The sequence below is a fragment of the Micromonospora sp. NPDC057141 genome (genome assembly GCF_042670805.1).
Taxonomy (GTDB): domain Bacteria; phylum Actinomycetota; class Actinomycetes; order Mycobacteriales; family Micromonosporaceae; genus Micromonospora.
On sequence record NZ_JBHUVA010000038.1, the window covers coordinates 16,375 to 38,502 of the forward strand.

General features: G+C 68.2%; 35 protein-coding genes. All 35 read right to left on the bottom strand.

What is annotated here, in order from left to right; genetic code table 11:
- Positions 1-69: 69 nt before the first annotated feature.
- Complete coding sequence (gene rplQ, locus ACFT41_RS19305) at positions 70-636, bottom strand: 50S ribosomal protein L17 (RefSeq protein WP_377586152.1); 567 nt, start codon at positions 634-636, stop codon at positions 70-72.
- Positions 637-670: 34 nt separating this feature from the next.
- Complete coding sequence (locus ACFT41_RS19310) at positions 671-1,693, bottom strand: DNA-directed RNA polymerase subunit alpha (protein WP_007073009.1); 1,023 nt, start codon at positions 1,691-1,693, stop codon at positions 671-673.
- A gap of 98 nt (positions 1,694-1,791) precedes the next feature.
- Positions 1,792-2,418, bottom strand: a complete 627-nt coding sequence (rpsD, locus tag ACFT41_RS19315) for a 30S ribosomal protein S4 (RefSeq protein WP_377586154.1) — start codon at positions 2,416-2,418, stop codon at positions 1,792-1,794.
- Between the two features lie 14 nt (positions 2,419-2,432).
- Positions 2,433-2,840, bottom strand: a complete 408-nt coding sequence (rpsK, locus tag ACFT41_RS19320) for a 30S ribosomal protein S11 (RefSeq protein ID WP_007073011.1) — start codon at positions 2,838-2,840, stop codon at positions 2,433-2,435.
- Between the two features lie 18 nt (positions 2,841-2,858).
- Positions 2,859-3,239, bottom strand: a complete 381-nt coding sequence (gene rpsM / locus ACFT41_RS19325; RefSeq protein WP_043965541.1) for a 30S ribosomal protein S13 — start codon at positions 3,237-3,239, stop codon at positions 2,859-2,861.
- A 200-nt stretch (positions 3,240-3,439) separates the two neighbouring features.
- A complete protein-coding gene (gene rpmJ / locus ACFT41_RS19330; protein WP_043965539.1) occupies positions 3,440-3,553 on the bottom strand; it encodes a 50S ribosomal protein L36 in 114 nt (37 codons plus the stop codon).
- Between the two features lie 96 nt (positions 3,554-3,649).
- Positions 3,650-3,871: a translation initiation factor IF-1 gene (gene infA / locus ACFT41_RS19335; RefSeq protein WP_007073013.1), complete on the bottom strand. Its 222-nt coding sequence runs from the start codon at positions 3,869-3,871 to the stop codon at positions 3,650-3,652.
- A gap of 286 nt (positions 3,872-4,157) precedes the next feature.
- Positions 4,158-5,009 (bottom strand): type I methionyl aminopeptidase, encoded by an 852-nt coding sequence (gene map / locus ACFT41_RS19340; RefSeq protein ID WP_377586156.1) that lies wholly within the window; start codon positions 5,007-5,009, stop codon positions 4,158-4,160.
- A gap of 111 nt (positions 5,010-5,120) precedes the next feature.
- Positions 5,121-5,774, bottom strand: coding sequence for an adenylate kinase (locus tag ACFT41_RS19345; RefSeq protein WP_377586158.1), 654 nt, complete (start codon positions 5,772-5,774; stop codon positions 5,121-5,123).
- Positions 5,775-7,103: a preprotein translocase subunit SecY gene (secY, locus tag ACFT41_RS19350; RefSeq protein ID WP_377586159.1), complete on the bottom strand. Its 1,329-nt coding sequence runs from the start codon at positions 7,101-7,103 to the stop codon at positions 5,775-5,777. It abuts the gene before it with no gap.
- Between the two features lie 234 nt (positions 7,104-7,337).
- Positions 7,338-7,781 carry a 50S ribosomal protein L15 gene (gene rplO / locus ACFT41_RS19355; RefSeq protein WP_377586161.1) on the bottom strand — a complete coding sequence of 148 codons (444 nt, stop codon included), beginning with the start codon at positions 7,779-7,781 and terminating at the stop codon, positions 7,338-7,340.
- Positions 7,781-7,963, bottom strand: coding sequence for a 50S ribosomal protein L30 (gene rpmD / locus ACFT41_RS19360; protein ID WP_043965530.1), 183 nt, complete (start codon positions 7,961-7,963; stop codon positions 7,781-7,783). The genes rplO and rpmD overlap by 1 nt, the downstream gene beginning before the upstream one ends.
- Positions 7,963-8,577, bottom strand: coding sequence for a 30S ribosomal protein S5 (gene rpsE / locus ACFT41_RS19365; RefSeq protein WP_007073019.1), 615 nt, complete (start codon positions 8,575-8,577; stop codon positions 7,963-7,965). The genes rpmD and rpsE overlap by 1 nt, the downstream gene beginning before the upstream one ends.
- Positions 8,578-8,610: 33 nt before the next feature.
- Complete coding sequence (gene rplR / locus ACFT41_RS19370) at positions 8,611-9,000, bottom strand: 50S ribosomal protein L18 (protein WP_377586163.1); 390 nt, start codon at positions 8,998-9,000, stop codon at positions 8,611-8,613.
- Entirely contained in the window at positions 8,997-9,539 is a 543-nt protein-coding gene (gene rplF / locus ACFT41_RS19375; RefSeq protein WP_377586165.1) for a 50S ribosomal protein L6, read from the bottom strand. The genes rplR and rplF overlap by 4 nt, the downstream gene beginning before the upstream one ends.
- Positions 9,540-9,555: 16 nt before the next feature.
- The gene (rpsH, locus tag ACFT41_RS19380) at positions 9,556-9,963 is read right to left on the bottom strand and encodes a 30S ribosomal protein S8 (protein ID WP_091242005.1); all 408 of its coding nucleotides are present in this window, start codon (positions 9,961-9,963) and stop codon (positions 9,556-9,558) included.
- A 118-nt stretch (positions 9,964-10,081) separates the two neighbouring features.
- Positions 10,082-10,267: a type Z 30S ribosomal protein S14 gene (locus ACFT41_RS19385; protein ID WP_007073023.1), complete on the bottom strand. Its 186-nt coding sequence runs from the start codon at positions 10,265-10,267 to the stop codon at positions 10,082-10,084.
- A gap of 1 nt (position 10,268) precedes the next feature.
- Positions 10,269-10,838 (bottom strand): 50S ribosomal protein L5, encoded by a 570-nt coding sequence (gene rplE / locus ACFT41_RS19390; RefSeq protein WP_377586167.1) that lies wholly within the window; start codon positions 10,836-10,838, stop codon positions 10,269-10,271.
- On the bottom strand, positions 10,838-11,158 hold the full coding sequence (gene rplX, locus ACFT41_RS19395) for a 50S ribosomal protein L24 (protein ID WP_377586169.1): 321 nt from the start codon (positions 11,156-11,158) through the stop codon (positions 10,838-10,840). Before rplX ends, rplE begins: the two co-directional genes overlap by 1 nt.
- Positions 11,155-11,523, bottom strand: coding sequence for a 50S ribosomal protein L14 (gene rplN, locus ACFT41_RS19400; protein ID WP_007073026.1), 369 nt, complete (start codon positions 11,521-11,523; stop codon positions 11,155-11,157). Before rplN ends, rplX begins: the two co-directional genes overlap by 4 nt.
- Positions 11,524-11,620: 97 nt before the next feature.
- A complete protein-coding gene (rpsQ, locus tag ACFT41_RS19405; protein WP_074472524.1) occupies positions 11,621-11,902 on the bottom strand; it encodes a 30S ribosomal protein S17 in 282 nt (93 codons plus the stop codon).
- The gene (gene rpmC, locus ACFT41_RS19410) at positions 11,899-12,135 is read right to left on the bottom strand and encodes a 50S ribosomal protein L29 (RefSeq protein ID WP_074472523.1); all 237 of its coding nucleotides are present in this window, start codon (positions 12,133-12,135) and stop codon (positions 11,899-11,901) included. The genes rpsQ and rpmC overlap by 4 nt, the downstream gene beginning before the upstream one ends.
- The gene (gene rplP / locus ACFT41_RS19415; protein WP_043965519.1) at positions 12,135-12,560 is read right to left on the bottom strand and encodes a 50S ribosomal protein L16; all 426 of its coding nucleotides are present in this window, start codon (positions 12,558-12,560) and stop codon (positions 12,135-12,137) included. The genes rpmC and rplP overlap by 1 nt, the downstream gene beginning before the upstream one ends.
- A gap of 3 nt (positions 12,561-12,563) precedes the next feature.
- Positions 12,564-13,430, bottom strand: a complete 867-nt coding sequence (rpsC, locus tag ACFT41_RS19420) for a 30S ribosomal protein S3 (RefSeq protein WP_377586171.1) — start codon at positions 13,428-13,430, stop codon at positions 12,564-12,566.
- On the bottom strand, positions 13,430-13,888 hold the full coding sequence (gene rplV, locus ACFT41_RS19425) for a 50S ribosomal protein L22 (protein WP_377586173.1): 459 nt from the start codon (positions 13,886-13,888) through the stop codon (positions 13,430-13,432). The genes rpsC and rplV overlap by 1 nt, the downstream gene beginning before the upstream one ends.
- Positions 13,889-13,927: 39 nt before the next feature.
- Positions 13,928-14,209 (bottom strand): 30S ribosomal protein S19, encoded by a 282-nt coding sequence (gene rpsS / locus ACFT41_RS19430; protein WP_007073032.1) that lies wholly within the window; start codon positions 14,207-14,209, stop codon positions 13,928-13,930.
- A gap of 12 nt (positions 14,210-14,221) precedes the next feature.
- The gene (gene rplB / locus ACFT41_RS19435; protein ID WP_377586175.1) at positions 14,222-15,061 is read right to left on the bottom strand and encodes a 50S ribosomal protein L2; all 840 of its coding nucleotides are present in this window, start codon (positions 15,059-15,061) and stop codon (positions 14,222-14,224) included.
- Between the two features lie 12 nt (positions 15,062-15,073).
- Positions 15,074-15,376: a 50S ribosomal protein L23 gene (gene rplW, locus ACFT41_RS19440; RefSeq protein WP_377586177.1), complete on the bottom strand. Its 303-nt coding sequence runs from the start codon at positions 15,374-15,376 to the stop codon at positions 15,074-15,076.
- The gene (gene rplD, locus ACFT41_RS19445) at positions 15,373-16,023 is read right to left on the bottom strand and encodes a 50S ribosomal protein L4 (RefSeq protein WP_377586179.1); all 651 of its coding nucleotides are present in this window, start codon (positions 16,021-16,023) and stop codon (positions 15,373-15,375) included. The genes rplW and rplD overlap by 4 nt, the downstream gene beginning before the upstream one ends.
- A complete protein-coding gene (gene rplC, locus ACFT41_RS19450; RefSeq protein ID WP_377586181.1) occupies positions 16,020-16,685 on the bottom strand; it encodes a 50S ribosomal protein L3 in 666 nt (221 codons plus the stop codon). The genes rplD and rplC overlap by 4 nt, the downstream gene beginning before the upstream one ends.
- Before the next feature lie 11 nt (positions 16,686-16,696).
- On the bottom strand, positions 16,697-17,005 hold the full coding sequence (gene rpsJ / locus ACFT41_RS19455) for a 30S ribosomal protein S10 (RefSeq protein ID WP_007073037.1): 309 nt from the start codon (positions 17,003-17,005) through the stop codon (positions 16,697-16,699).
- Positions 17,006-17,361: 356 nt separating this feature from the next.
- Positions 17,362-18,555, bottom strand: coding sequence for an elongation factor Tu (gene tuf / locus ACFT41_RS19460; protein ID WP_363628709.1), 1,194 nt, complete (start codon positions 18,553-18,555; stop codon positions 17,362-17,364).
- A gap of 222 nt (positions 18,556-18,777) precedes the next feature.
- The gene (gene fusA / locus ACFT41_RS19465; protein WP_377586183.1) at positions 18,778-20,874 is read right to left on the bottom strand and encodes an elongation factor G; all 2,097 of its coding nucleotides are present in this window, start codon (positions 20,872-20,874) and stop codon (positions 18,778-18,780) included.
- A 76-nt stretch (positions 20,875-20,950) separates the two neighbouring features.
- The gene (rpsG, locus tag ACFT41_RS19470; protein ID WP_077938296.1) at positions 20,951-21,421 is read right to left on the bottom strand and encodes a 30S ribosomal protein S7; all 471 of its coding nucleotides are present in this window, start codon (positions 21,419-21,421) and stop codon (positions 20,951-20,953) included.
- Position 21,422: 1 nt separating this feature from the next.
- Positions 21,423-21,797 (bottom strand): 30S ribosomal protein S12, encoded by a 375-nt coding sequence (gene rpsL, locus ACFT41_RS19475; RefSeq protein WP_014440718.1) that lies wholly within the window; start codon positions 21,795-21,797, stop codon positions 21,423-21,425.
- Positions 21,798-22,128 lie beyond the last annotated feature (331 nt).

A 22,128-nucleotide genomic window follows, 5' to 3' on the forward strand; every position in this document is an offset into this window, starting at 1 on the left:
TCGTACCTCCTCACGGGTCGGGCCCGGCACCCCAGGAAGGGATGCCGGGCCCGACGGTGCTGCCGTTGCTCAGGCCTTGTTCTCGGTGCCCTCGGCGGCCTCGTCGCTGTCCTCGCGGGCGGCGGCGGTGTCGCCGGACGCCGACACCGGCGCCTCGGAGTCCTGGTCGGTCTCGGCCGACGCCGGGGCCTCCTCGGCCGGGGCGAGCGCCTCGACCTTGTCCTGCTGCGCGGCCTTGCGGGCCGCGGTCTTCCTGTTCGCCTTCGGCTCGGCGACCTGAAGCTCCTCGACCAGCTCGATGATCGCCATCGGAGCGTTGTCACCCTTGCGCGGACCGGTCTTCACGATCCGGGTGTAGCCGCCCGGACGGTTGGCGTACCGGGGCGCGATCTGGTCGAACAGGGAGTAGACCACGTCCTTGTCCTTGACGACGCCCAGCACCCGCCGACGGGAGGCGAGGTCGCCCCGCTTGGCCTTGGTGATGAGCTGCTCGGCCAGCGGACGCAGCCGCCGGGCCTTCGTCTCGGTGGTCTTGATCTTGCCGTGCTGGAACAGCGCGGTGGCCAGGTTGGCCAGCATCAGCCGCTCGTGCGCGGGGCTGCCGCCGAGGCGGGGGCCCTTGGTGGGCGTGGGCATGCTTGGTGCTCCTCAGGTGTGGCGGCAGCGGGGACTAGAGCTGCTCGGTCTCGCGGTAGTCGTCGGTGTCGTAGTCGGCCTCACCGAAGGCGTCCACGACGTGCGCCGGGTCGAAGTTCGGGGCCGAGTCCTTCAGCCCCAGACCCATCCCGGCCAGCTTCATCTTGACCTCGTCGATCGACTTCTGGCCGAAGTTGCGGATGTCGAGGAGGTCGGCCTCGGTGCGCCCGATCAGCTCACCGACGGAGTTGATGCCCTCGCGCTTGAGGCAGTTGTAGGAGCGGACGGTCAGGTCCAGCTCCTCGATCGGCAGGGCCAGGTCCGCCGCCAGCTGGGCGTCCTGCGGCGACGGCCCGATGTCGATGCCCTCGGCGGTCTCGTCCAGCTCCCGGGCCAGCCCGAAGAGCTCCACCAGCGTCGAACCGGCGGAGGCCAGCGCGGTGCGCGGGCCCATCGACGGCTTGGTCTCGACGTCGATGATCAGCCGGTCGAAGTCGGTCCGCTGCTCGACCCGGGTCGCCTCGACGCGGTACGTCACCTTCAGCACCGGCGAGTAGATCGAGTCGACCGGGATCCGGCCGATCTCGGCACCGGCCTGCTTGTTCTGCGCCGCCGTCACGTAGCCACGACCCCGCTCGACGGTCAGCTCCATGTCGAGCCGGCCCTTGCCGTTGAGGGTGGCGAGCTTCAGGTCCGGGTTGTGCACCGAGACGCCGGCCGGGGGCTGGATGTCGCCCGCGGTCACGTCGCCCGGGCCCTGCTTGCGCAGGTACATGCTGACCGGCTCGTCGTGCTCGGAGCTGACGCACAGCTCCTTGATGTTCATGACGAGCTCGACCACGTCCTCCTTGACGCCGGGGATCGTGGTGAACTCGTGCAGCACGCCGTCGATCTTGATGGAGGTGACCGCCGCACCCGGGATCGACGACAGCAGCGTGCGCCGCAGCGAGTTGCCCAGGGTGTACCCGAAGCCCGGCTCCAGCGGCTCGATGGTGAACCGGGAACGGGTCTCGTTGATCGACTCTTCGGACAGAGACGGTCGCTGGCTGATGAGCATGTCTTCTCTTCTCTTCCGGGACGCCCGCTATTTGACGTCCGCGACACAAACCGTTCCGGTGGCCCGCCCCGCAGGACGGACCACCGCAACGAGCCCGACTACTTGGAGTAGAGCTCGACGATCAGCTGCTCCTGGACCTGGGTGTCGATCACCTGGCGGGCCGGGAGCGAGTGCACGAGCACCTTCATCTGGCTCGGGATGGCCTCCAGCCACGCCGGAACCGTCTTGGAGCCGGCCTCGGCCTGCGCCACGACGAACGGGGTGAGCTCCTTGCTCTTGACCCGAACCTCGATGATGTCGTGCTCCTTGACGCGGTACGACGGGATGTCGACCTTCTTGCCGTTCACCGTGAAGTGACCGTGCTTGACCAGCTGGCGGGCCATGTCCCGGGACTTGGCGTAGCCGGCCCGGTAGACCACGTTGTCCAGCCGCGACTCGAGGATCTGCAGGAGGACCTCACCGGTCTTGGCCTGCTTGGCCACGGCCTCCTCGTAGTAACCGCGGAACTGCTTCTCCAGCACGCCGTACACGCGGCGGGCCTTCTGCTTCTCGCGGAGCTGGAGCAGGTACTCCGTCTCCTTCGTGCGGCCGCGGCCGTGCTGCCCGGGCGGGAACGGCCGGGACTCGAACGGGCACTTCGGACCATCGCACTTGCTGCCCTTGAGGAACAGCTTCATCTTCTCCCGCCGGCAACGGCGGCAGTCAGCACCGGTGTAACGAGCCATCTCTCTCTAACCTCTCAGACCCGGCGACGCTTCGGCGGACGGCACCCGTTGTGCGGCTGCGGGGTCACGTCGGAGATCTGACCGACCTCCAGCCCGACGGCCTGCAGCGAACGGATGGCGGTCTCCCGGCCGGAGCCGGGGCCCTTGACGAACACGTCGACCTTGCGCATGCCGTGCTCCATCGCCCGGCGCGCGGCAGCCTCGGCGGCCAGCTGCGCGGCGAACGGGGTCGACTTGCGGGAGCCCTTGAAGCCCACCTGGCCGGCCGAGGCCCAGGAGATGACAGCACCCGTCGGGTCCGTGATGGACACGATGGTGTTGTTGAAGGTGCTCTTGATGTGCGCCTGCCCGTGGGCGACGTTCTTGCGTTCCTTGCGCCGGACCTTCTTGACGGCGGCTCCGGCACGAGCCTTCGGTGGCATAAGTCTGTGCGCTCCTAATTACTTCTTGCCGGGCTTCTTCTTGCCGGCGACGGTCCGCTTCGGGCCCTTGCGGGTGCGGGCGTTGGTCCGCGTCCGCTGGCCACGCACCGGGAGACCACGGCGGTGGCGGATACCGGCGTAGCAGCCGATCTCGACCTTGCGGCGGATGTCAGCGGCGACCTCGCGGCGCAGGTCGCCTTCAACCTTGTAGTTGCCCTCGATGTGGTCGCGGAGCTGGACCAGCTCCTCGTCCGTGAGGTCCCGAGCGCGCTTGTCCGGCGAGATGCCGGTAGCGGCGAGCGTCTCCAGGGCACGGGTGCGGCCGACCCCGAAGATGTAGGTGAGCGCGATCTCCATCCGCTTCTCGCGGGGGAGGTCCACGCCGACTAGACGAGCCATGTGCGGGCGTACTCCTTGTGGTTTCCTGGCGGAGGTCTGCACCCGCCCCACCCCGCTCCGGTCGCCCGACCGGCGCCGTGGCGCCGAAAGGAACGACCGCTGCCCGAGCGGGCCCCGGCCTCCGACCGGGGGTCAACCACGCAGAGGTACGCGATGCGCACCGCTCGCGGCTGGGACGAGCTGATGATGTGTGGGCTGGATCAGCCCTGGCGCTGCTTGTGGCGCGGGTCGCTGCAGATGACCATGACCCGGCCGTGCCGGCGGATAACCCGGCACTTGTTGCAGATCCTCTTGACGCTCGGCTTGACCTTCACGGTTGCCTTACTTCCCATCTGGCCCGGAGGCGCGACGACGCGCGACGCCGGACGTCGAAGACGGACACGGGGACTAGCCGGCCGTCGTCAGGTCGCTTACTTGTAGCGGTAGACGATGCGCCCGCGGGTCAGGTCGTACGGCGAGAGTTCGACGACGACGCGGTCCTCCGGCAGGATGCGGATGTAGTGCTGCCGCATCTTGCCACTGATGTGAGCCAGCACCTTGTGACCGTTCGCGAGCTCCACCCGGAACATGGCGTTCGGCAGGGGCTCGATGACCCGACCCTCGATCTCGATGGCTCCGTCTTTTTTCGGCATGTCCTCCGCTGTCCTGACGTCGGTTACTCCGGACGGCCCACAACGTCTTACACGGGCCCCCGACGCTGATCGGGTGCCCGCGCCAGCCGCGGCTCCGGCCCCACCGAAGCGCAGGGTGGGCATGCCGGAGTGGACGCTGTGCGCCGATCAGAAAGTCTACGCCCGCCTGCGCGCCGCCGCCAAACCGGCCACCCACCAGGTCACCCGGCCGGAGTATTTACGGCCCCGCGCACCGCTCGGAGTGACCTGGGTCACCCGCGCGGCCCCGCCGGAGCCTGGCCGGCGATCAGGCCGCCGGGGAGCCGGCGGGCTGGCGGGCGGTGACCAGCTCGCCCAGGCGCTCCCGACCGCCGTCGAACGCGGTCAGCACCCACACCCCGTCCGGGAGCAACGCCATCGAGTGCTCGACGTGCACCGCCATCGAGCCGTCCCGGGTGACGACGGTCCAGCCGTCGGCCAGCTCGACCGTGCGCGGCGAGCCCAAGGTGATCATCGGCTCGATGGCCAACGCCATGCCCGGCACCAGCCGGGGACCCTTGCCGGGCCGGCCGTGATTGAGCACGTGCGGATCCTGGTGCATCTCGGTGCCGATGCCGTGCCCGCCGTACCCGTCGACGATGCCGTACCGGCCGCCCCTGCGGACCGCCGTCTCCACCGCGTGCGAGATGTCGGTGAGCCGGCCCCGGCCGTTGGCCGCCCCGCGCGCCGCCGCCGCGATCCCGGCCCACATCGCGTCCTCGGCCACCCCGGCCATCCTCAACAGCGCCGGGTCGACCTCCCCCACGCCCACCGTGATCGCCGCGTCGCCGTGCCAGCCGTCGAGCACCGCGCCGCAGTCGATCGAGATCAGGTCGCCCTCCCGGAGCACCTGAGCGGGCGACGGGATCGCGTGCACCACCTGCTCGTTGACCGAGGAGCAGATCGACGCGGGGAAGCCGTGGTAGCCCTTGAACGACGGGACGGCCCCGGCCTCCCGGATGGTCGACTCGGCGATCGCGTCCAGGTCGGCGGTGCTGACCCCGGGGACCACCGCCTCCCGCATCCGACGCAGCGCCTCGGCCACCACAAGGCCGGCGGCGCGCATCTTCTCGATCTGGTCGGGGCTCTTCAGCTGGATGTCCAGCTGGGGACGACGCATGGGGCCGTTACCTTTCGTCGCGCGGAGCAGCGGGGCACGTCGCACGTACCCCGCTGTTCGCACTCTATCCGCCGGGACCCCGGCGTTCGTCAGCCGCCGTACGACTGTTTGTCAGCCGCCGTACGAGCGGAGGGCGTCGATGGCGCGGACGGTGACGTCCTCCACCGGGCCGGTGGCGTCGATGCCCACCAGCTTGCCCTGGGCGCCGTAGTAGTCGACCAGCGGCGCGGTCTTCTCGGCGTACTCGCGCAGCCGGGCGGCGATGGTCTCCGGCTTGTCGTCGTCGCGCTGGAACAGCTCGGCGCCGCAGCGGTCGCAGATGCCGTCCCGGGTGGTCGCGTCGAACTCGACGTGCCAGATCTTGCCGCAGCCCCGGCAGGTGCGCCGGCCCGACAGCCGCCGGATCACCTCGTCGTCGTCGACGACCAGCTCCAGCACCAGGTCGAGCGCGGTGCCCAGGTCGGCGAGGAGCTTGTCCAGCGCGGCGGCCTGCGGCGTGGTGCGCGGGAAGCCGTCGAGCAGGAAGCCCTCCGACGCGTCCGGCTCGGCGAGCCGGTCCCGGACCATGTTGATGGTCACCTCGTCCGGGACCAGCTTGCCCGCGTCCATGTAGCGCTTCGCCTCGACACCCAGCGGCGTGCCCTGGGACACGTTCGCCCGGAAGATGTCACCGGTCGAGATCTTCGGCACCGAGAGGTGAGCGGCGATGAACTCCGCCTGTGTGCCCTTGCCCGCCCCCGGCGGGCCAACCAGAACGAGTCGCATCTACCGCAGGAACCCTTCGTAGTTCCGCTGCATGAGTTGGCTTTCGATCTGCTTCACGGTCTCCAGACCGACGCCGACCATGATGAGCACAGCGGTGCCGCCGAACGGGAAGTTCTGGAACTGCTCGCTGTTCAGCCAGATGAAGAAGAAGTTCGGCAGGATCGAGACGATGCCCAGGTAGAGCGCGCCCGGCAGGGTGATCCGGCTGAGGATGAAGTCGAGATAGTCGGCGGTCGGCTTGCCGGGGCGGATGCCCGGCACGAAGCCGCCGTACTTCTTCATGTTGTCCGCGACCTCGGTCGGGTTGAACGTGATCGACACGTAGAAGTACGTGAAGAAGATGATCAGCAGGAAGTAGATCGCGATGTGCAGCGGGCTCGACGGGTCGACCACGTTGTTCTGGATCCAGGCCTGGGTCTTGCCCGGGTCCGTCTGGTCGAAGAACTGGAGCGCCAGCTGCGGCAGGTAGAGCAGCGACGAGCCGAAGATGACCGGGATGACACCCGCCTGGTTGACCTTCAGCGGGATGTAGGTCGAGGTGCCGCCGTACATCCGCCGGCCGATCATCCGCTTGGCGTACTGCACCGGGATCCGGCGCTGCGCCTGCTCGATGAAGGTGACCGCGGTGATGACCACCAGGACCAGCGCCAGCACCAGGAAGAACTTGCCCCAACCCTGCTGGGTCTTGATCCGCCAGCCCTCGCTGGGGAGGCGGGCCGCGATCGAGGTGAAGATCAGCACCGACATGCCGTTGCCGACACCCCGGTCGGTGATCAGCTCGCCGAGCCACATCACCATGCCGGTGCCGGCGGTCATCGTCATGACCAGGATCGTCAGCGTCAGCCAGTCCGGGATGCCGGTGCCCTGGGGCACGATCGGGAACTGGTCGCACTGGTTGTTGAACAGCTGCCCGGAGCGGGCCAGCGCCACGAACGCCGACGACTGGAGGATGCCCAGCCCGAGCGTGAGGTAGCGGGTGTACTGGGTGATCTTCGCCTGGCCGGCCTGGCCCTCCTTGCGGAGCTGCTCCAACCGCGGGATGACCACGGTGAGCAGCTGCAGGATGATCGATGCCGTGATGTAGGGCATGATGCCCAGCGCGAAGACCGAGAGCTGCAGCAGCGCCCCGCCGGAGAAGAGGTCCAGCAGGTTCAGCACCCCGGTGTTCGCGCTCCCGATGGTGTCGAGGCACTTCTGGACGTTGCCGTACGAGACACCTGGGCTGGGCAGGGTGGCGCCGAGCCGGTAGACCGCGATGATGCCTACCGTGAACAGCAGCTTCTTGCGCAGGTCAGGCGTACGGAACGCACTGAGAAAGGCGGACAGCAACTTCTTCCTCCTGCGCGAGGCGGGCCGCCGGTGGTGGTCCCTGGCGGATCGGGGTGGGTGCCGGGCAAGCGCCCGATATCCATGCTGGGATGGGAGCCTAACAGCCCCGTCCCGGTCCGGGCAGGTGTGCCCGGCTACATAAATCGAATCCGATATTACCCGGTGGAGACGTCCGGGGTAGACCGTGGCGCCCGCCCAGTCACGAAGAACTGAGCGGGCGCCACGGACACGGCCTTACAGCTCGGTGACAGAGCCACCGGCGGCGGTGATCTTCTCCTTGGCCGACGCGCTGAACGCCTGCGCCGACACCTGGATAGACACGCCGTTGAGGTCGCCGGTGCCGAGCACCTTGACCGGGTGGCCCTTGCGGACCGCGCCGGCCTCGACCAGCTCCTGCGGGCCGACCTGGCCGCCGTTCGGGAACAGCTCGGCGAGCCTGTCCAGGTTGACCACCTGGAAGACCACCTTGAACTTGTTCTTGAAGCCCTTCACCTTCGGCAGGCGCATGTGGATGGGCATCTGCCCACCCTCGAACGCCGCCGAGATGTTCTTGCGAGCCTTGGAACCCTTGGTACCGCGACCGGCGGTCTTGCCCTTGGAGCCCTCACCGCGACCCACGCGGGTCTTCGCGGTCTTGGCACCGGGCGCCGGGCGCAGGTGGTGGACCTTGATCGTCATTACTCGACCTCCTCGACCTTCACGAGGTGGTTGACCGCGAAGATCATGCCACGGATCTCGGGACGGTCCTCCTTGACCACCACGTCGTTGATCCGCTTCAGGCCGAGCGAACGCAGCGACTCACGCTGGTTGCGCTTGGCACCGATCTCGGACCGGAGCTGGGTGACCTTCAGGCGAGCCATCAGGACGCCACCCCCGCCCGCGACGCCAGCATGGCGGCCGGCGCGACGTCCTCGACCGGCAGGCCACGACGGGCTGCGACGGCCTCCGGGGACTCCAGCCCCTTCAGCGCCGCCACCGTGGCGTGCACGATGTTGATCGGGTTGGACGAGCCGAGGCTCTTGGAGAGCACGTCGTGGATGCCCGCGCACTCCAGCACGGCACGCACCGGACCACCGGCGATGACACCCGTACCGGCGGAGGCCGGCTTGAGCAGCACCACACCGGCGGCGGCCTCACCCGTCACCGGGTGCGGGATCGAGGAAGCGATCCGCGGCACCTTGAAGAAGTGCTTCTTGGCCTCCTCGACGCCCTTGGCGATCGCCGCGGGCACCTCCTTGGCCTTTCCGTAGCCCACGCCGACGGTGCCGTCGCCGTCGCCCACGATCACCAGGGCGGTGAAGCTGAAGCGACGACCACCCTTCACGACCTTGGCGACGCGGTTGATCGCGACGACCCGCTCGAGGTGCGGGGTCTTCTCGACGGGCGCGTTTCCGCGGCCGCCCTCACGGCGGTTGTCGCGGCGACCACCCTCGTTGCCACCGGACCCGCCGCCACGGCGCTGTTGACCTGGCATCAGCAGCCTTCCTTCTCTCTCGTGACGGGGTTTCTAGAACTCGAGCCCGGCTTCGCGGGCGGCGTCGGCAAGCGCGGCGACCCGCCCCGCGTACCGGTTGCCACCGCGGTCGAAGACGACCTTCGAGACGCCGGCGGCCTTGGCCCGCTCGGCGAGCAGGGTGCCGACCTTGCCGGCCAGGGCGCTCTTGTCGCCCTCGGTGCCGCGCAGCGACGCGTCCAGGGTCGAGGCCGACGCCAGGGTGTGACCCTTGGTGTCGTCGACGATCTGCGCGACGATGTGGCGCAGCGACCGGGTGACGACCAGGCGGGGACGCTCGGGGGTGCCGCTGACGTTCTTGCGGACCCGGAAGTGTCGCCGCGCACGGCCGACGGCGCGCTTGGCGGCGACGCCGCGGCGACGCTTGAGCAGCGTGGCGCTCACTTCTTACCTGCCTTTCCGGCCTTACGACGAATGACCTCGCCCTGGTACTTGACGCCCTTGCCCTTGTAGGGCTCCGGCGGGCGGATCTTCCGGATGTTGGCGGCGACCTCGCCGACGAGCTGCTTGTCGATGCCGGCCACGTGGAACACGGTCGGCTTCTCCACCGTGAAGGTGATGCCGTTCGGCGCGGGGACCAGCACCGGGTGCGAGAACCCGAGCGCGAACTCCAGGTCCTTGCCCTTGGCCGTGACCCGGTAACCGGTGCCGGCGATCTCCAGGCTCTTGCGGTGGCCCTCGGTCACGCCGACGATCATGTTGGCGATCAGGGTCCGGCTCAGGCCGTGCAACTCCTTGGCCTTGCGCTCGTCGTTCGGCCGGTTGACCTGGAGCTGGCCGTCCTCGGCCCGCTCCGCGGTGATCGGCTCGGCGAGCACGTGCGTGAGCTCGCCCTTCGGGCCCTTGACCTTGACGGCCTGGCCGTCGATCGTGATGTCGACGCCGGCAGGCACCGGGATCGACTTACGTCCAATACGCGACATTTCTACCTGTCTCCCGTTACCAGACGAAGGCGAGGACTTCCCCGCCAACGCTCCGCTTGCGGGCCTGCCGGTCGGTGAGCAGTCCCTGGGACGTCGAAATGATCGCCACGCCCAGCCCGCCGAGCACCCGCGGGAGCCCGTCCGACTTGGCGTACACCCGGAGACCGGGCTTGGACACGCGCTTGATGCCGGCCAGGCTCCGCTCGCGGCTCTGGCCGTACTTCAGCTCGACGACCAGTCGCTTGCCGACGGCGCCCTCCTCGGGCTCCTCGACCGACCAGGTGGCGATGTAGCCCTCGGCCTTCAGGACCTCGGCGATGTTCGCCTTGATCTTGGAGTAGGGCATCGTCACCCGGTCGTGGTACGCCTGGTTGGCGTTACGCAGACGCGTGAGCATGTCTGCGATCGGGTCGGTCATCGTCATGGATTTCGTCAGCCTTTCTCGCCGGGGTTCCCGGGGCGGTCAGCCCCGGGCCTACGGCGAAGAGCAATACATGATCGGTGCAAGGGGGCCCCGGCCGGCGGCCGGGGCGCGGTCGCCCTTACCAGGAAGCCTTGGACACGCCCGGCAGCTCACCGCGGTGGGCCATCTCCCGGATGCAGACCCGGCAGAGACCGAACTTGCGGTAGACCGCCTTGGGACGCCCGCACCGCTGGCAGCGGGTGTACGCGCGAACCGAGAACTTCGGCTTCGCGGCCGCCTTGAGGATCAGCGCCTTCTTGGCCATCTCAGTTCTCCTTGAACGGGAAGCCCAGGAGCTTGAGCAGCGCCCGGCCCTCGTCGTCGGTCGTGGCGGTCGTGACCACCGTGATGTCCATGCCCCGCTGGCGATCGATCTTGTCCTGGTCGATCTCGTGGAACACCGACTGCTCGGTCAGGCCGAACGTGTAGTTGCCGTGCCCGTCGAGCTTGCGCCCGTCCAGCCCGCGGAAGTCGCGGATACGCGGCAGCGCGATGGAGAGCAGGCGGTCCAGGAACTCCCACATCCGGTCGCCGCGGAGGGTGACCTTCGCGCCGATCGGCATGCCCTCGCGGAGCTTGAACTGCGCGATGGACTTGGTCGCCCGCCGCACCTGCGGCTTCTGGCCGGTGATCGTGGCCAGGTCCCGGACGGCGCCGTCGATCAGCTTGGCGTCCCGGGCGGCCTCGCCGACACCCATGTTCACGACGATCTTGACCAGCCGCGGCACCTGCATGGGGTTGCCGTAGCTGTGCTGCTCCTGCAGCTTGGCCGCGATCTCGTTGCGGTACCGCTCCTTGAGGCGCGGCATGGTCTTGGTTTCGGTAGCCGTGGTCATCACAGGTCCTTACCGGAGCTACGCGCGATGCGGACCTTCTGGCCGTTGTCGTCGATCCGGTACCCGACGCGGGTCGGGTTCCCGTCGGAGTCCACGACCATCACGTTGGAGACGTGGATCGGGGCTTCCTGGGTGACGATGCCGCCGGTCTTGGCGCCACGCTGGGTGGTGCTGATGCGGGTATGCTTCTTGACCCGGTTCACGCCCTCGACCAGGACCTTGTCCTGCCGCGGGTAGGCCGCGATGACCTTGCCCTTGGCACCCTTGTCCTTGCCGGCGATGACGACGACCGTGTCGCCCTTCTTGACCTTCACGGTCACAACACCTCCGGCGCGAGGGAAATGATCTTCATGAACCGCTTGTCCCGCAGCTCGCGACCCACCGGGCCGAAGATACGGGTACCGCGCGGGTCCCCACCGTCCTTGATGATGACGGCGGCGTTCTCGTCGAAGCGGATGTACGAGCCGTCCGGCCGCCGCTTCTCCTTGGCGGTGCGGACGACGACGGCCTTGACGACGTCGCCCTTCTTCACACCGGCACCCGGGATCGCGTCCTTGACCGTGGCCACGATGACGTCGCCGATGCTCGCGTAGCGCCGACCGGAGCCCCCGAGAACCCGGATGCACAGGATCTCCCGGGCACCCGTGTTGTCGGCGACGCGCAGTCGCGACTCCTGCTGAATCACGTCTATCTCCTATGTCTGCCGGTTCTCCGGCCGCCTGCCGCGGCCGGAGCCTGGCGGAACCTGCGCCCGACTGACGCCGGGCGAGCTCGAGCCTTCGCTACTTGGCCTTTTCCTGGATCTCCACGATCCGCCAACGCTTGGTGGCGGACAGCGGCCGGGTCTCCATGATCAGGACCCGGTCGCCGATGCCGGCGGCGTTCTGCTCGTCGTGCACCTTCAGCTTGCGGGTACGGCGCATGATCTTGCCGTACAGCGCGTGCTTGACCCGGTCCTCGACCTCGACCACGACGGTCTTGTCCATCTTGTCGCTGACGACGAGGCCCTCACGCACCTTCCGGCGGGCCCGTGCGTCGACGGTGGTGTTCTCAGTCTCGCTCATGATGCAGTCACCTCAGTCGGCGCGACCGAGAGACCCAGCTCGCGCTCACGCATGATCGTGTAGATCCGGGCGATCTCCCGACGGATGACCTGCAGCCGCCGGTTGTTGTCCAGCTGCCCGGTTGCGGCCTGCACGCGGAGGTTGAACAGCTCCGCCTTGGCCTCACGCAGCTTCGTGACCAGCTCCTCCTCGGAGAGCTCACGCAGCTCGGAGGCCTTAACGCCCGCTGCCATCAGGATTCACCCACTTCGCGCGTAACAATGCGGCACTTCATCGGGAGCTTGTGGATCGCGCGACGCATCGCCTCTCGCGCGATCTGCTCGTTGGGGAACGACATCTCGAACAGGATCCGCCCCGGCTTGACGTTGGCGACCCACCACTCGGGCGAGCCCTTACCGGAACCCATCCGGGTCTCGGCCGGCTTCTTGGTCAGGGCCTGGTCCGGGAAGATCGAAATCCAGACCTTACCGCCACGCTTGATGTGGCGGGTCATCGCGATACGCGCCGACTCGATCTGCCGGTTCGTCACGTACGCCGGCTCGAGAGCCTGGATCCCGAACTCGCCGAACACCACGCGGTTGCCACCCTTGGACGCGCCGTGGCGGTCCGGGTGGTGCGGCTTGCGGAAGCCCTTCGGGGGCTTGCGCGGCATCAGCATCTGTCAGCCCTCCTGCTGCGTTTCTGCCGGAGTGGAAGCGGCCGACGCGACCGCACCAGCATCGATCGGCTCGCCACTCGGCGTCTCGGCCTGCTGCGCGATGGTGGTCGCGGCAGCCCGGCCGGCCTCGGTGCCACCGGCGGTCGTGCCGGACGAACCGGACCGACCACGACGCGGCCGCTCGGGGCGGTCGCCGCGCTCACGGCGCGGGCGCGACGGAGCCTCGGCCGGAGTCTCCCGGCCCGGCACCGCGTCACCCTTGTAGATCCAGACCTTCACGCCGATCCGGCCGAAGGTGGTACGGGCCTCGAAGAAGCCGTACTCGATGTTGGCCCGCAGCGTGTGCAGCGGAACCCGGCCCTCGCGGTAGAACTCGGTCCGGCTCATCTCGGCGCCGCCGAGGCGACCCGAGACCTGGACCCGGATGCCCTTGCAGACCGGGTTCTTCATCGCCGACTGCATCGCCTTGCGCATCGCCCGACGGAAGCTGACCCGGCTGGAGAGCTGCTCGGCGACGCCCTGGGCGACCAGCTGCGCGTCCGACTCGGGGTTCTTCACCTCGATGATGTTCAGCTGCACCTGCTTGCGGGTGAGCTTCTCCAGCTCGCCGCGGATCCGGTCGGCCTCCGCACCCTTACGGCCGATGACGATGCCCGGCCGGGCGGTGTGGATGTCGACGCGGACCCGGTCCCGGGTGCGCTCGATGTCGACCTTGGAGATGCCGGCACGCTCGAGACCCTTGGACATCATCCGGCGGATCTTGACATCCTCGCCGATGTAGTCCTTGTAGAGCTTGTCCGCGAACCAGCGGGACTTCCAGTCGGTCGAGATGCCGAGCCGGAACCCAGTGGGGTGAACCTTCTGACCCATTACTCGGCGCCCTCCGTCTTGCTCTCCGTCTCAGCGGCCGCAGCCTGCTGCGCCGGGGCGGCCTTCTTCGCCGCGGACTTCTTCGGCGCGGCCGGCACGACCGCCTCGACCGCCACGGTGATGTGGCAGGTGCGCTTGCGGATCCGGTACGCCCGGCCCTGCGCCCGCGGCCGGAACCGCTTCATCGTCGGGCCCTCGTCGACGAACGCCTCGCTGACGAGCAGCGCGTCGGGGTCCAGCCGCTCGTTGTTCTCCGCGTTGGCGATCGCGCTAGCGAGCACCTTGTACACCTGCTCGCTCGCAGCCTGCGGCGCGAACTGCAGCACCGTGAGCGCCTCCTTCGCGGGCAGGCCGCGGACGAGGTTGACCACCCGGCGCGCCTTCATCGGCGAGATGCGCACGTGCCGCGCAACCGCCCGCGCGCCCGGAAGCACCGGAGCGTCGCCCTTTCCTGGCATCGCTGTAACCCCTTGTTCCTCTATCCGTATGCCCGCGGCTCAGCGCCGGCGGCTCTTCCGGTCGTCCTTCTCGTGACCCTTGAAGGTGCGGGTCAGCGCGAACTCGCCGAGCTTGTGCCCGACCATCGCCTCGGTGACGAACACCGGGACGTGCTTGCGTCCGTCGTGCACGGCGATCGTGTGGCCGAGCATCTCGGGGATGATCGTCGAGCGCCGCGACCAGGTCTTGATGACGTTCTTCGAGCCCTTGTCGTTCTGCGTCTCCACCTTCTTGAGCAGGTGGTCGTCGACGAACGGGCCCTTCTTCAGGCTGCGAGGCATGTCTTATCTCCCTCAGCCGCGCTTACGCGTGGCGTAGCGGCGGCGGACGATCAGCCGGTCGCTCGGCTGGCCCTTACGACGGGTGCGGCCCTCGGGCTTACCCTGCGGGTTGACCGGGTGGCGACCACCGGAGGTCTTGCCCTCACCACCACCGTGCGGGTGGTCGACCGGGTTCATGGCGACACCACGGACGGTCGGGCGCTTGCCCTTCCACCGCATCCGGCCGGCCTTGCCCCAGTTGATGTTCGACTGGTCGGCGTTGCCGATCTCGCCGATGCTGGCGCGGCAGCGCACGTCGACGCGCCGGATCTCGCCGGACGGCATCCGGAGGGTCGCGTACGCGCCCTCCCGGCCGAGCAGCTGGATACCGACGCCGGCCGAGCGGGCCAGCTTGGCGCCGCCGCCCGGACGAAGCTCCACGTTGTGGATCGTCGTACCGACCGGGATGTTGCGCAGCGGCAGGTTGTTGCCGGGCTTGATGTCGGCGCCCGGACCGGACTCGATCGCGTCGCCCTGCTTCAGGTCCTTCGGCGCGATGATGTAGCGCTTCTCGCCGTCGGCGTAGTGCAGCAGCGCGATGCGCGCGGTGCGGTTCGGGTCGTACTCGATGTGCGCGACCTTCGCCGGGATGCCGTCCTTGTCGACCCGCTTGAAGTCGATCAGACGGTACTGGCGCTTGTGGCCGCCACCGTGGTGCCGCGTGGTGATCCGGCCGTGGGCGTTACGCCCGCCCTTCTTCGGCAGCGGAGCCAGCAGCGACTTCTCGGGCGTCGACCGGGTGATCTCGGCGAAGTCGGCGACGCTCGAGCCACGCCGGCCCGGCGTCGTCGGCTTGTACTTACGGATAGCCATTGTCTACACCCCTCAGCTGACCGGGCCGCCGAAGGCCTCGATACGGTCACCGTCAGCCAGCTTCACGATCGCCCGCTTGGTGGCCTTGCGCTGACCGAAGCCGGTCTTGGTGCGCTTGCGCTTACCCTCGCGGTTGAGCGTGTTGACCGTCAGGACGCGGACGTTGAAGATCTGCTGGACAGCGATCTTGATCTCGGTCTTGTTGGCGTCCGGGTGCACCAGGAAGGTGTACCAGTTCCGGTTCAGCTCGCTGTAGCTCTTCTCCGAGACGACCGGCGCGATGATGACGTCACGCGGATCGGCGATCGTGCTCACTTGTCACCCTCCTCGGTGGTCTCAGCCGGCACACCCAGGAACTCGTCCAGGGCGTCCTTGGTGAAGACCACGTCGTCGGCCACCAACACGTCGTACGTGTTGAGCTGGCCGGCCTCGATCAGGTGCACCCGCGGCTCGTTGCGCAGCGACACCCAGTTCAGCTCGTCGGTGCTGCTCAGCACGACCAGGACGCGACGCGCCTCGGTCAGCTTGGCCAGCGTGGCCAGGGCGGCCTTGGTCGACGGCTTCTCGCCCGAGACGAACGCCTCGACGACGTGCACCTGGCCGGCGCGGGCCCGGTCGGAGAGGGCGCCACGCAGGGCGGCGGCCTTCATCTTCTTCGGGGTCCGCTGGCTGTAGTCGCGCGGCACCGGGCCGTGGACCACGCCACCGCCGGCGAACTGCGGCGCGCGGATCGAACCCTGGCGGGCCCGACCGGTGCCCTTCTGCTTGTACGGCTTCTTGCCGCCACCGGCGACCTCGCCGCGGGTCTTGGCCTTGTGCGTGCCCTGCCGGGCGGCCGCAAGCTGGGCCACCACGACCTGGTGCATCAGCGCGATGTTGGCCTGGACGTCGAAGATGTCGGTCGGCAGCTCGACGGAGCCGCTCTTCGCGCCTTCGACGTTGCGCACGTCAACGGTGGTCACTTGGCCGCACCGCCCTTCTTCACCTTGACCTTGGCCGCAGTACGGACCAGGACCAGCGCGCCCTTGGGGCCGGGGATGGCGCCGCGGACGAGCAGGAGGTTGTTCTCGGTGTCGACCGCCTGGACGGTCAGGTTCTGGACGGTGTAGCGCACGCCACCCATCCGACCCGCCATCCGGGTGCCCTTGAAGACGCGACCCGGGGTGGCGCAGGCGCCGATGGAGCCCGGCGAGCGGTGCTTGCGCTCGACACCGTGGCTGGCGCGCAGACCGTGGAAGCCGTGCCGCTTCATCGGGCCGGCGTAGCCCTTGCCCTTGGTCTTGCCGGTGACGTCGATGGTGACGCCGACCGGGAACTCCTCGACCGTGACCTCCTGGCCCGGCGAGTAGTCCGCGGCGTCCGTGGTGCGCAGCTCGACGATGTGCCGGCGCGGCGCCACGTCCGCCTTCGCGTAGTGCCCGCTGACCGGCTTCTTGACCTTGCGCGGGTCGATGGTGCCGTACGCGAGCTGGACCGCGGAGTAACCGTCCTTCTCGGCGCTACGAACCTGGCTGACGACGCACGGGCCGGCCTGAACCACGGTCACGGGCACAACCTTGTTGTTGTCCCAGACCTGGGTCATGCCGAGCTTGGCGCCCAGGATCCCCTTGACTTGCCTGTCCATTTGTCCGGTCCCTACAGCTTGATCTCGATGTCGACGCCAGCCGGCAGGTCGAGGCGCATGAGCGAGTCGACCGTCTTCGGGGTCGGGTCGATGATGTCGATCAGCCGCTTGTGCGTACGCATCTCGAAGTGCTCGCGCGAGTCCTTGTACTTGTGCGGCGAGCGGATAACGCAGAAACGGTTGATCTCCGTGGGCAGCGGCACCGGGCCAGCGACCTGCGCCCCGGTACGCGTCACCGTCTCGACGATCTTCCGAGCCGAGGAGTCGACGACCTCGTGGTCATAGGCCTTGAGCCGGATGCGGATCTTCTGTCCCGCCATGGTGGCTTCTGTTCCTTCTCTCGATGCCGCTGTGTTGCGGGCGCCTGCACCGGCTGGTGCAGGCCCACTTCCGCCGACCCCCGCGGTCGGGCGTGTCGCGCCCTCGGACCAGACTCCGCCCCGGGACCCCGGAGCTCTGCTGGCCATGCGGTGGGTCAATGGCGCCGATCGCGTCACCGCGACCCGGACGCCGTGCGAGGGTGGCTGACCGCCCAGGGGCAGGCCAACCACCCTACGCGCGACTGTTCTACGACCCGGAGGTCCAGCGAAGGCCGGACGCGGGCGATGAACTGCCGTTACGCAACCTGACTAGTATGCCGCACGACCGGCGACGACGCTAATCGGGGTTACCCAGTTCACTTGACGATCTTGGTGACGCGACCCGCGCCGACCGTACGGCCACCCTCCCGGATCGCGAACTTGAGGTTTTCCTCCATCGCGATGGGCTGGATCAGCTTGACGCTCATCGTGGTGTTGTCGCCCGGCATGACCATCTCGGTGCCCTCGGGCAGCGTGACGACGCCGGTGACGTCCGTGGTCCGGAAGTAGAACTGCGGGCGGTAGTTCTGGAAGAACGGGGTGTGCCGGCCGCCCTCCTCCTTGGAGAGGATGTAGACCGTCGCCTCGAAGTCCGTGTGCGGGGTCGTGGTGCCCGGCTTGATGACCACCATGCCGCGCTCGACGTCCTCGCGCTTGGTGCCACGCAGCAGGAGACCGACGTTCTCACCCGCGCGCGCGTCGTCCAGGGTCTTCCGGAACATCTCGATCGCGGTGACCTTGGTCTTGAAGCCCTTCTCGCGGATGCCGACGACCTCGACGTCCTCGTTCGGGAGCAACACACCGCGCTCGACACGACCGGTGACCACGGTACCACGGCCGGTGATCGTGAACACGTCCTCGACGGGCATGAGGAACGGCTTCTCGGTCTCGCGCTCCGGCTGCGGGATCGCGGTGTCGACCGCGTTCATCAGCTCGAGCAGCTTCTCGGTCCAGACCGGGTCGCCCTCGAGCGCCTTCAGCGCGGAGACCTGCACGACCGGCAGGTCGTCGCCCGGGTACTCCTGCGAGGAGAGCAGCTCGCGGACCTCGAGCTCGACGAGCTCCAGGAGCTCGTCGTCGTCGACCATGTCGCTCTTGTTGAGCGCCACGACGATGTACGGCACACCGACCTGACGGGCCAGCAGCACGTGCTCGCGGGTCTGCGGCATCGGGCCGTCGGTCGCCGCCACCACCAGGATCGCGCCGTCCATCTGCGCGGCACCGGTGATCATGTTCTTGATGTAGTCGGCGTGCCCGGGGCAGTCGACGTGCGCGTAGTGCCGCGCCTCGGTCTGGTACTCGACGTGCGCGATGGAGATCGTGATGCCGCGGGCCTTCTCCTCCGGCGCCTTGTCGATCTCGTCGAACGGGGTGTACGGGTTCAGGTCCGGGAACTGGTCGTGCAGGACCTTGGTGATGGCCGCCGTCAGCGTCGTCTTACCGTGGTCGATGTGACCAATGGTGCCGATGTTGACGTGCGGCTTAGTCCGCTCGAACTTCGCCTTCGCCACTGGTGTCCTCCTGTGGACTTCTTGGTTCTTCTCGCCCGGCACGCCAGGTAGGCGCTTAGGACTCTGTCGACAGCCTTTCCGGCCTTGCGGCCGGGAAGCTTTTGTGGGTTCTGCGGCGATGAAGCCTACAGTCCCGGTCTCACACAACCCGACCGAGGTGGCCGCGGGCGGGAGTTTCCTCCCGCGACCCGCCCCGGTTCATCGGATCAGCTCAGGCGAGCGTCACTCACCAGTCGCCTTGGCGATGATCTCCTTCGCCACCGAGGCCGGAATCTCGGCGTAGGAGTCGAACTGCATGCTGTAGCTAGCCCGGCCCTGAGTCTTCGACCGCAGGTCGCCGACGTAGCCGAACATCTCCGACAGCGGCACCAGCGCCCGCACGATGCGGGTGCCGCTGCGCTCCTCCATCGCCTGGATGATGCCACGGCGGGAGTTGAGGTCGCCGATGACGTCACCCATGTTCTCCTCAGGAGTGGTGACCTCGACGGACATCACCGGCTCGAGCAGCGCCGGGTCGGCCTTGCGGGCCGCCTCCTTCAGCGCCATCGAACCAGCGATCTTGAACGCCATCTCGGACGAGTCGACCTCGTGGTACTGGCCGTCCACCAACGTCAGCTTGACACCCACCAGCGGGAAGCCGGCGAGAATGCCGTACTGCATGGCGTCCTGGGCACCGGCGTCCACCGACGGAATGAACTCCCGGGGGATGCGGCCACCCGTGACGGCGTTCGCGAACTCGTAGGTCGGCGAGTCGTTGTCCAGCGGCAGCGGCTCCAGGCTGATGATGACCCGGGCGTACTGGCCGGAACCACCGGTCTGCTTCTTGTGGGTGTACTCGACCTTCTCCACCTTGCGGCGGATGGTCTCGCGGTACGCCACCTGCGGCTTGCCGATGTTCGCCTCGACGTTGAACTCGCGGCGCATCCGGTCGACCAGGATGTCCAGGTGCAGCTCGCCCATGCCGGAGATGACCGTCTGGCCGGTCTCGTCGTCCAGCTTGACGCGGAAGGTCGGGTCCTCCTCGGCCAGCCGCTGGATGGCGGTGCTGAGCTTCTCCTGGTCAGCCTTGGTCTTCGGCTCGATGGCGACCTCGATGACCGGCTCCGGGAACGTCATCGACTCCAGGATGACCGGGTTCGCCGGGTCGCAGAGCGTGTCACCCGTGGTGGTCTGCTTGAGACCCTGCACCGCGATGATGTCGCCAGCCTGGGCCGAGCCGCGCTCTTCCCGCTTGTTGGCGTGCATCTGGTAGATCTTGCCGATCCGCTCCTTGCGGTCCTTGGTGGAGTTGACCACCTGGGACCCGGACTCGACCACGCCGGAGTAGACCCGGACGTAGGTGAGCTTGCCGAGGTGCTTGTCGGTCTGGATCTTGAAGGCGAGACCGGAGAACGGCTCCTTCTTCGACGGCTTCCGCTGCAGCGGCGTCTCGCCGTCGGTCGCGGTGCCCTCGATGGCCGGGATGTCCAGCGGCGACGGCAGGAAGTCGACCACGGCGTCGAGCATGGGCTGGACGCCCTTGTTCTTGAACGCCGAGCCGCAGAGCACCGGGTTGGCCTTGCTGGCGATCGTGGCGCGCCGGATGGCGGCCTTGATCTCCTCGACGGAGATCTCCTCGCCCTCCAGGTACTTCTCCATCACCGCGTCGTCGACGTCGGCCAGGGTCTCCATCAGCTTCTCGCGCCATTCCGCGGCGGAGTCGGCGAGGTCGGCCGGGATCTCCTCGATCGCGTAGTCCTCACCCTTCTGGGTCTCCCCGCGCCAGGTGAGGGCGCGCATGCCGATCAGGTCGACGACGCCGATGTGGTCGCCCTCGAGGCCGATCGGGATCTGGAGCACCAGCGGGGTGGCGTTCAGCCGGTCGATCATCATCTGGACGCAGCGGAAGAAGTCCGCGCCGGTCCGGTCGAGCTTGTTGACGAAGCACATCCGCGGGACGTCGTACTTGTCGGCCTGACGCCAGACGTTCTCCGTCTGCGGCTCCACGCCGGCCACGCCGTCGTAGACCGCGACCGCGCCGTCCAGCACCCGCAGCGACCGCTCGACCTCGACCGTGAAGTCGACGTGACCGGGCGTGTCGATGATCTGGATCGTGTGGCCCTTCCACTCACACTTGGTAGCAGCGGAGGTGATGGTGATACCACGCTCCTGCTCCTGCTCCATCCAGTCCATGACGGCAGCGCCCTCGTGGACCTCACCGATCTTGTACGTGATACCGGTGTAGAAGAGGATCCGCTCGGTGGTGGTGGTCTTACCGGCATCGATGTGCGCCATGATGCCGATGTTGCGTACGTTGGCGAGCGCGTCTGCGGCGGCCACTTCAATCCCTACTTATCGTCGTCTCGACACAACTGGCGGTGGTTCCGGCGCCACGCGGGCGCCGGAACCAGATGTGTTACCAGCGGTAGTGCGCGAAGGCCTTGTTCGACTCGGCCATCTTGTGCGTGTCCTCGCGCCGCTTGACGGCGGCACCGAGGCCGTTGCTCGCGTCCAGCAGCTCGTTCATCAGCCGCTCGATCATGGTCTTCTCGCGCCGGGCGCGGGAGTAGGTGACCAGCCAGCGCAGGCCCAGGGTGGTCGCCCGGGCGGGCCGGACCTCGACCGGGACCTGGTAGGTGGCGCCACCGACACGGCGGCTGCGCACCTCGAGGGTCGGCTTGACGTTGTCCATCGCCCGCTTCAGGGTGACGACCGGGTCGGTGCCGGACTTCTCGCGGCAGCCCTCCAGGGCCGCGTACACGATGCGCTCGGCGAGCTGGCGCTTGCCGCGCAGCAGGATCTTGTTCACCAGCTGGGTGACCAACGGCGAGTTGTACACCGGGTCAGCGACCAGCGGCTTCCGCGGAGCGGGTCCCTTACGCGGCATCTCAGCTCTTCTCCTTCTTCGCGCCGTAACGGCTGCGCGCCTGCTTGCGGTTGCGGACACCCTGGGTGTCCAGCGAACCGCGGACGATCTTGTAACGCACGCCGGGGAGGTCCTTCACCCGGCCGCCGCGAACGAGCACGATGGAGTGCTCCTGCAGGTTGTGACCCACGCCCGGGATGTAGGCGGTCACCTCGATCTGGCTGCTGAGCTTGACGCGAGCGACCTTGCGCAGCGCCGAGTTCGGCTTCTTCGGGGTGGTGGTGTACACGCGGGTGCACACGCCGCGCCGCTGAGGGGAACCCTTCAGCGCCGGGGTCTTGGTCTTGCTCGTCTTCGCCTGGCGGCCCTTTCGGACCAGCTGCTGGATCGTGGGCACCGGGTTTCTCCGCTCCCTTCGGCCGCCTTCCGGCGACCGCGCCGTCTGCTCGTAGCCATCCCTCGTGGAAAGGCTCTCCTACATTCCGGCCAGGGCCACCTTGCGGAGGTCCCGGCACCCGCGGTCGGGCGTGTCGCCCAACTCACGGTCCCGGTGCAGCCGCTCGCGCGCGCACCGGATTTCTGTCACCGGCAGGCGGTCACCGCGCGCCGGGTCTTTTGACTCTGTCGTGCTGCCGCGCGATCACCGGGAACCCGGGTCCGACGCACGCACGAGTTGCCCGGGCGAGCCCGGGCACAAGGGGAAAGAGTACCTATCACAGCCGCACAGG

Excerpts from the sequence above, each read along its gene's own strand:
- rplF (WP_377586165.1), bottom strand. The coding sequence starts at position 9,539 with ATGTCGCGTATTGGACGTAAGTCGATCCCGGTGCCTGCCGGCGTCGAC.
- ACFT41_RS19310 (WP_007073009.1), bottom strand. The coding sequence starts at position 1,693 with ATGCTCATCAGCCAGCGACCGTCTCTGTCCGAAGAGTCGATCAACGAG.
- rpsD (WP_377586154.1), bottom strand. The coding sequence starts at position 2,418 with ATGGCTCGTTACACCGGTGCTGACTGCCGCCGTTGCCGGCGGGAGAAG.
- rplE (WP_377586167.1), bottom strand. The coding sequence starts at position 10,838 with ATGACCACGGCTACCGAAACCAAGACCATGCCGCGCCTCAAGGAGCGG.
- rplB (WP_377586175.1), bottom strand. The coding sequence starts at position 15,061 with ATGGCTATCCGTAAGTACAAGCCGACGACGCCGGGCCGGCGTGGCTCG.
- rpsS (WP_007073032.1), bottom strand. The coding sequence starts at position 14,209 with ATGCCTCGCAGCCTGAAGAAGGGCCCGTTCGTCGACGACCACCTGCTC.
- rplC (WP_377586181.1), bottom strand. The coding sequence starts at position 16,685 with ATGGACAGGCAAGTCAAGGGGATCCTGGGCGCCAAGCTCGGCATGACC.
- rpsG (WP_077938296.1), bottom strand. The coding sequence starts at position 21,421 with ATGCCGCGTAAGGGACCCGCTCCGCGGAAGCCGCTGGTCGCTGACCCG.
- rpmD (WP_043965530.1), bottom strand. The coding sequence starts at position 7,963 with ATGGCTCGCCTGAAGGTCACCCAGCTCCGGTCCGAGATCGGTGCCAAG.
- rpmC (WP_074472523.1), bottom strand. The coding sequence starts at position 12,135 with ATGGCAGCGGGCGTTAAGGCCTCCGAGCTGCGTGAGCTCTCCGAGGAG.
- rpsJ (WP_007073037.1), bottom strand. The coding sequence starts at position 17,005 with ATGGCGGGACAGAAGATCCGCATCCGGCTCAAGGCCTATGACCACGAG.
- rplQ (WP_377586152.1), bottom strand. The coding sequence starts at position 636 with ATGCCCACGCCCACCAAGGGCCCCCGCCTCGGCGGCAGCCCCGCGCAC.
- rplP (WP_043965519.1), bottom strand. The coding sequence starts at position 12,560 with ATGCTGATGCCGCGCAAGCCCCCGAAGGGCTTCCGCAAGCCGCACCAC.
- map (WP_377586156.1), bottom strand. The coding sequence starts at position 5,009 with ATGCGTCGTCCCCAGCTGGACATCCAGCTGAAGAGCCCCGACCAGATC.
- rpsH (WP_091242005.1), bottom strand. The coding sequence starts at position 9,963 with ATGACGATGACCGACCCGATCGCAGACATGCTCACGCGTCTGCGTAAC.
- rpsK (WP_007073011.1), bottom strand. The coding sequence starts at position 2,840 with ATGCCACCGAAGGCTCGTGCCGGAGCCGCCGTCAAGAAGGTCCGGCGC.
- ACFT41_RS19385 (WP_007073023.1), bottom strand. The coding sequence starts at position 10,267 with ATGGCCAAGAAGGCGCTGATCCTCAAGGCGGCCGCGAAGCCGAAGTTC.
- rpsQ (WP_074472524.1), bottom strand. The coding sequence starts at position 11,902 with ATGAGCGAGACTGAGAACACCACCGTCGACGCACGGGCCCGCCGGAAG.
- rplO (WP_377586161.1), bottom strand. The coding sequence starts at position 7,781 with ATGACGATCAAGGTCCACCACCTGCGCCCGGCGCCCGGTGCCAAGACC.
- rpsC (WP_377586171.1), bottom strand. The coding sequence starts at position 13,430 with ATGGGTCAGAAGGTTCACCCCACTGGGTTCCGGCTCGGCATCTCGACC.
- rpsM (WP_043965541.1), bottom strand. The coding sequence starts at position 3,239 with ATGGCTCGTCTAGTCGGCGTGGACCTCCCCCGCGAGAAGCGGATGGAG.
- rplV (WP_377586173.1), bottom strand. The coding sequence starts at position 13,888 with ATGCCAGGAAAGGGCGACGCTCCGGTGCTTCCGGGCGCGCGGGCGGTT.
- infA (WP_007073013.1), bottom strand. The coding sequence starts at position 3,871 with ATGCCGAAAAAAGACGGAGCCATCGAGATCGAGGGTCGGGTCATCGAG.
- rpsE (WP_007073019.1), bottom strand. The coding sequence starts at position 8,577 with ATGCCAGGTCAACAGCGCCGTGGCGGCGGGTCCGGTGGCAACGAGGGT.
- ACFT41_RS19345 (WP_377586158.1), bottom strand. The coding sequence starts at position 5,774 with ATGCGACTCGTTCTGGTTGGCCCGCCGGGGGCGGGCAAGGGCACACAG.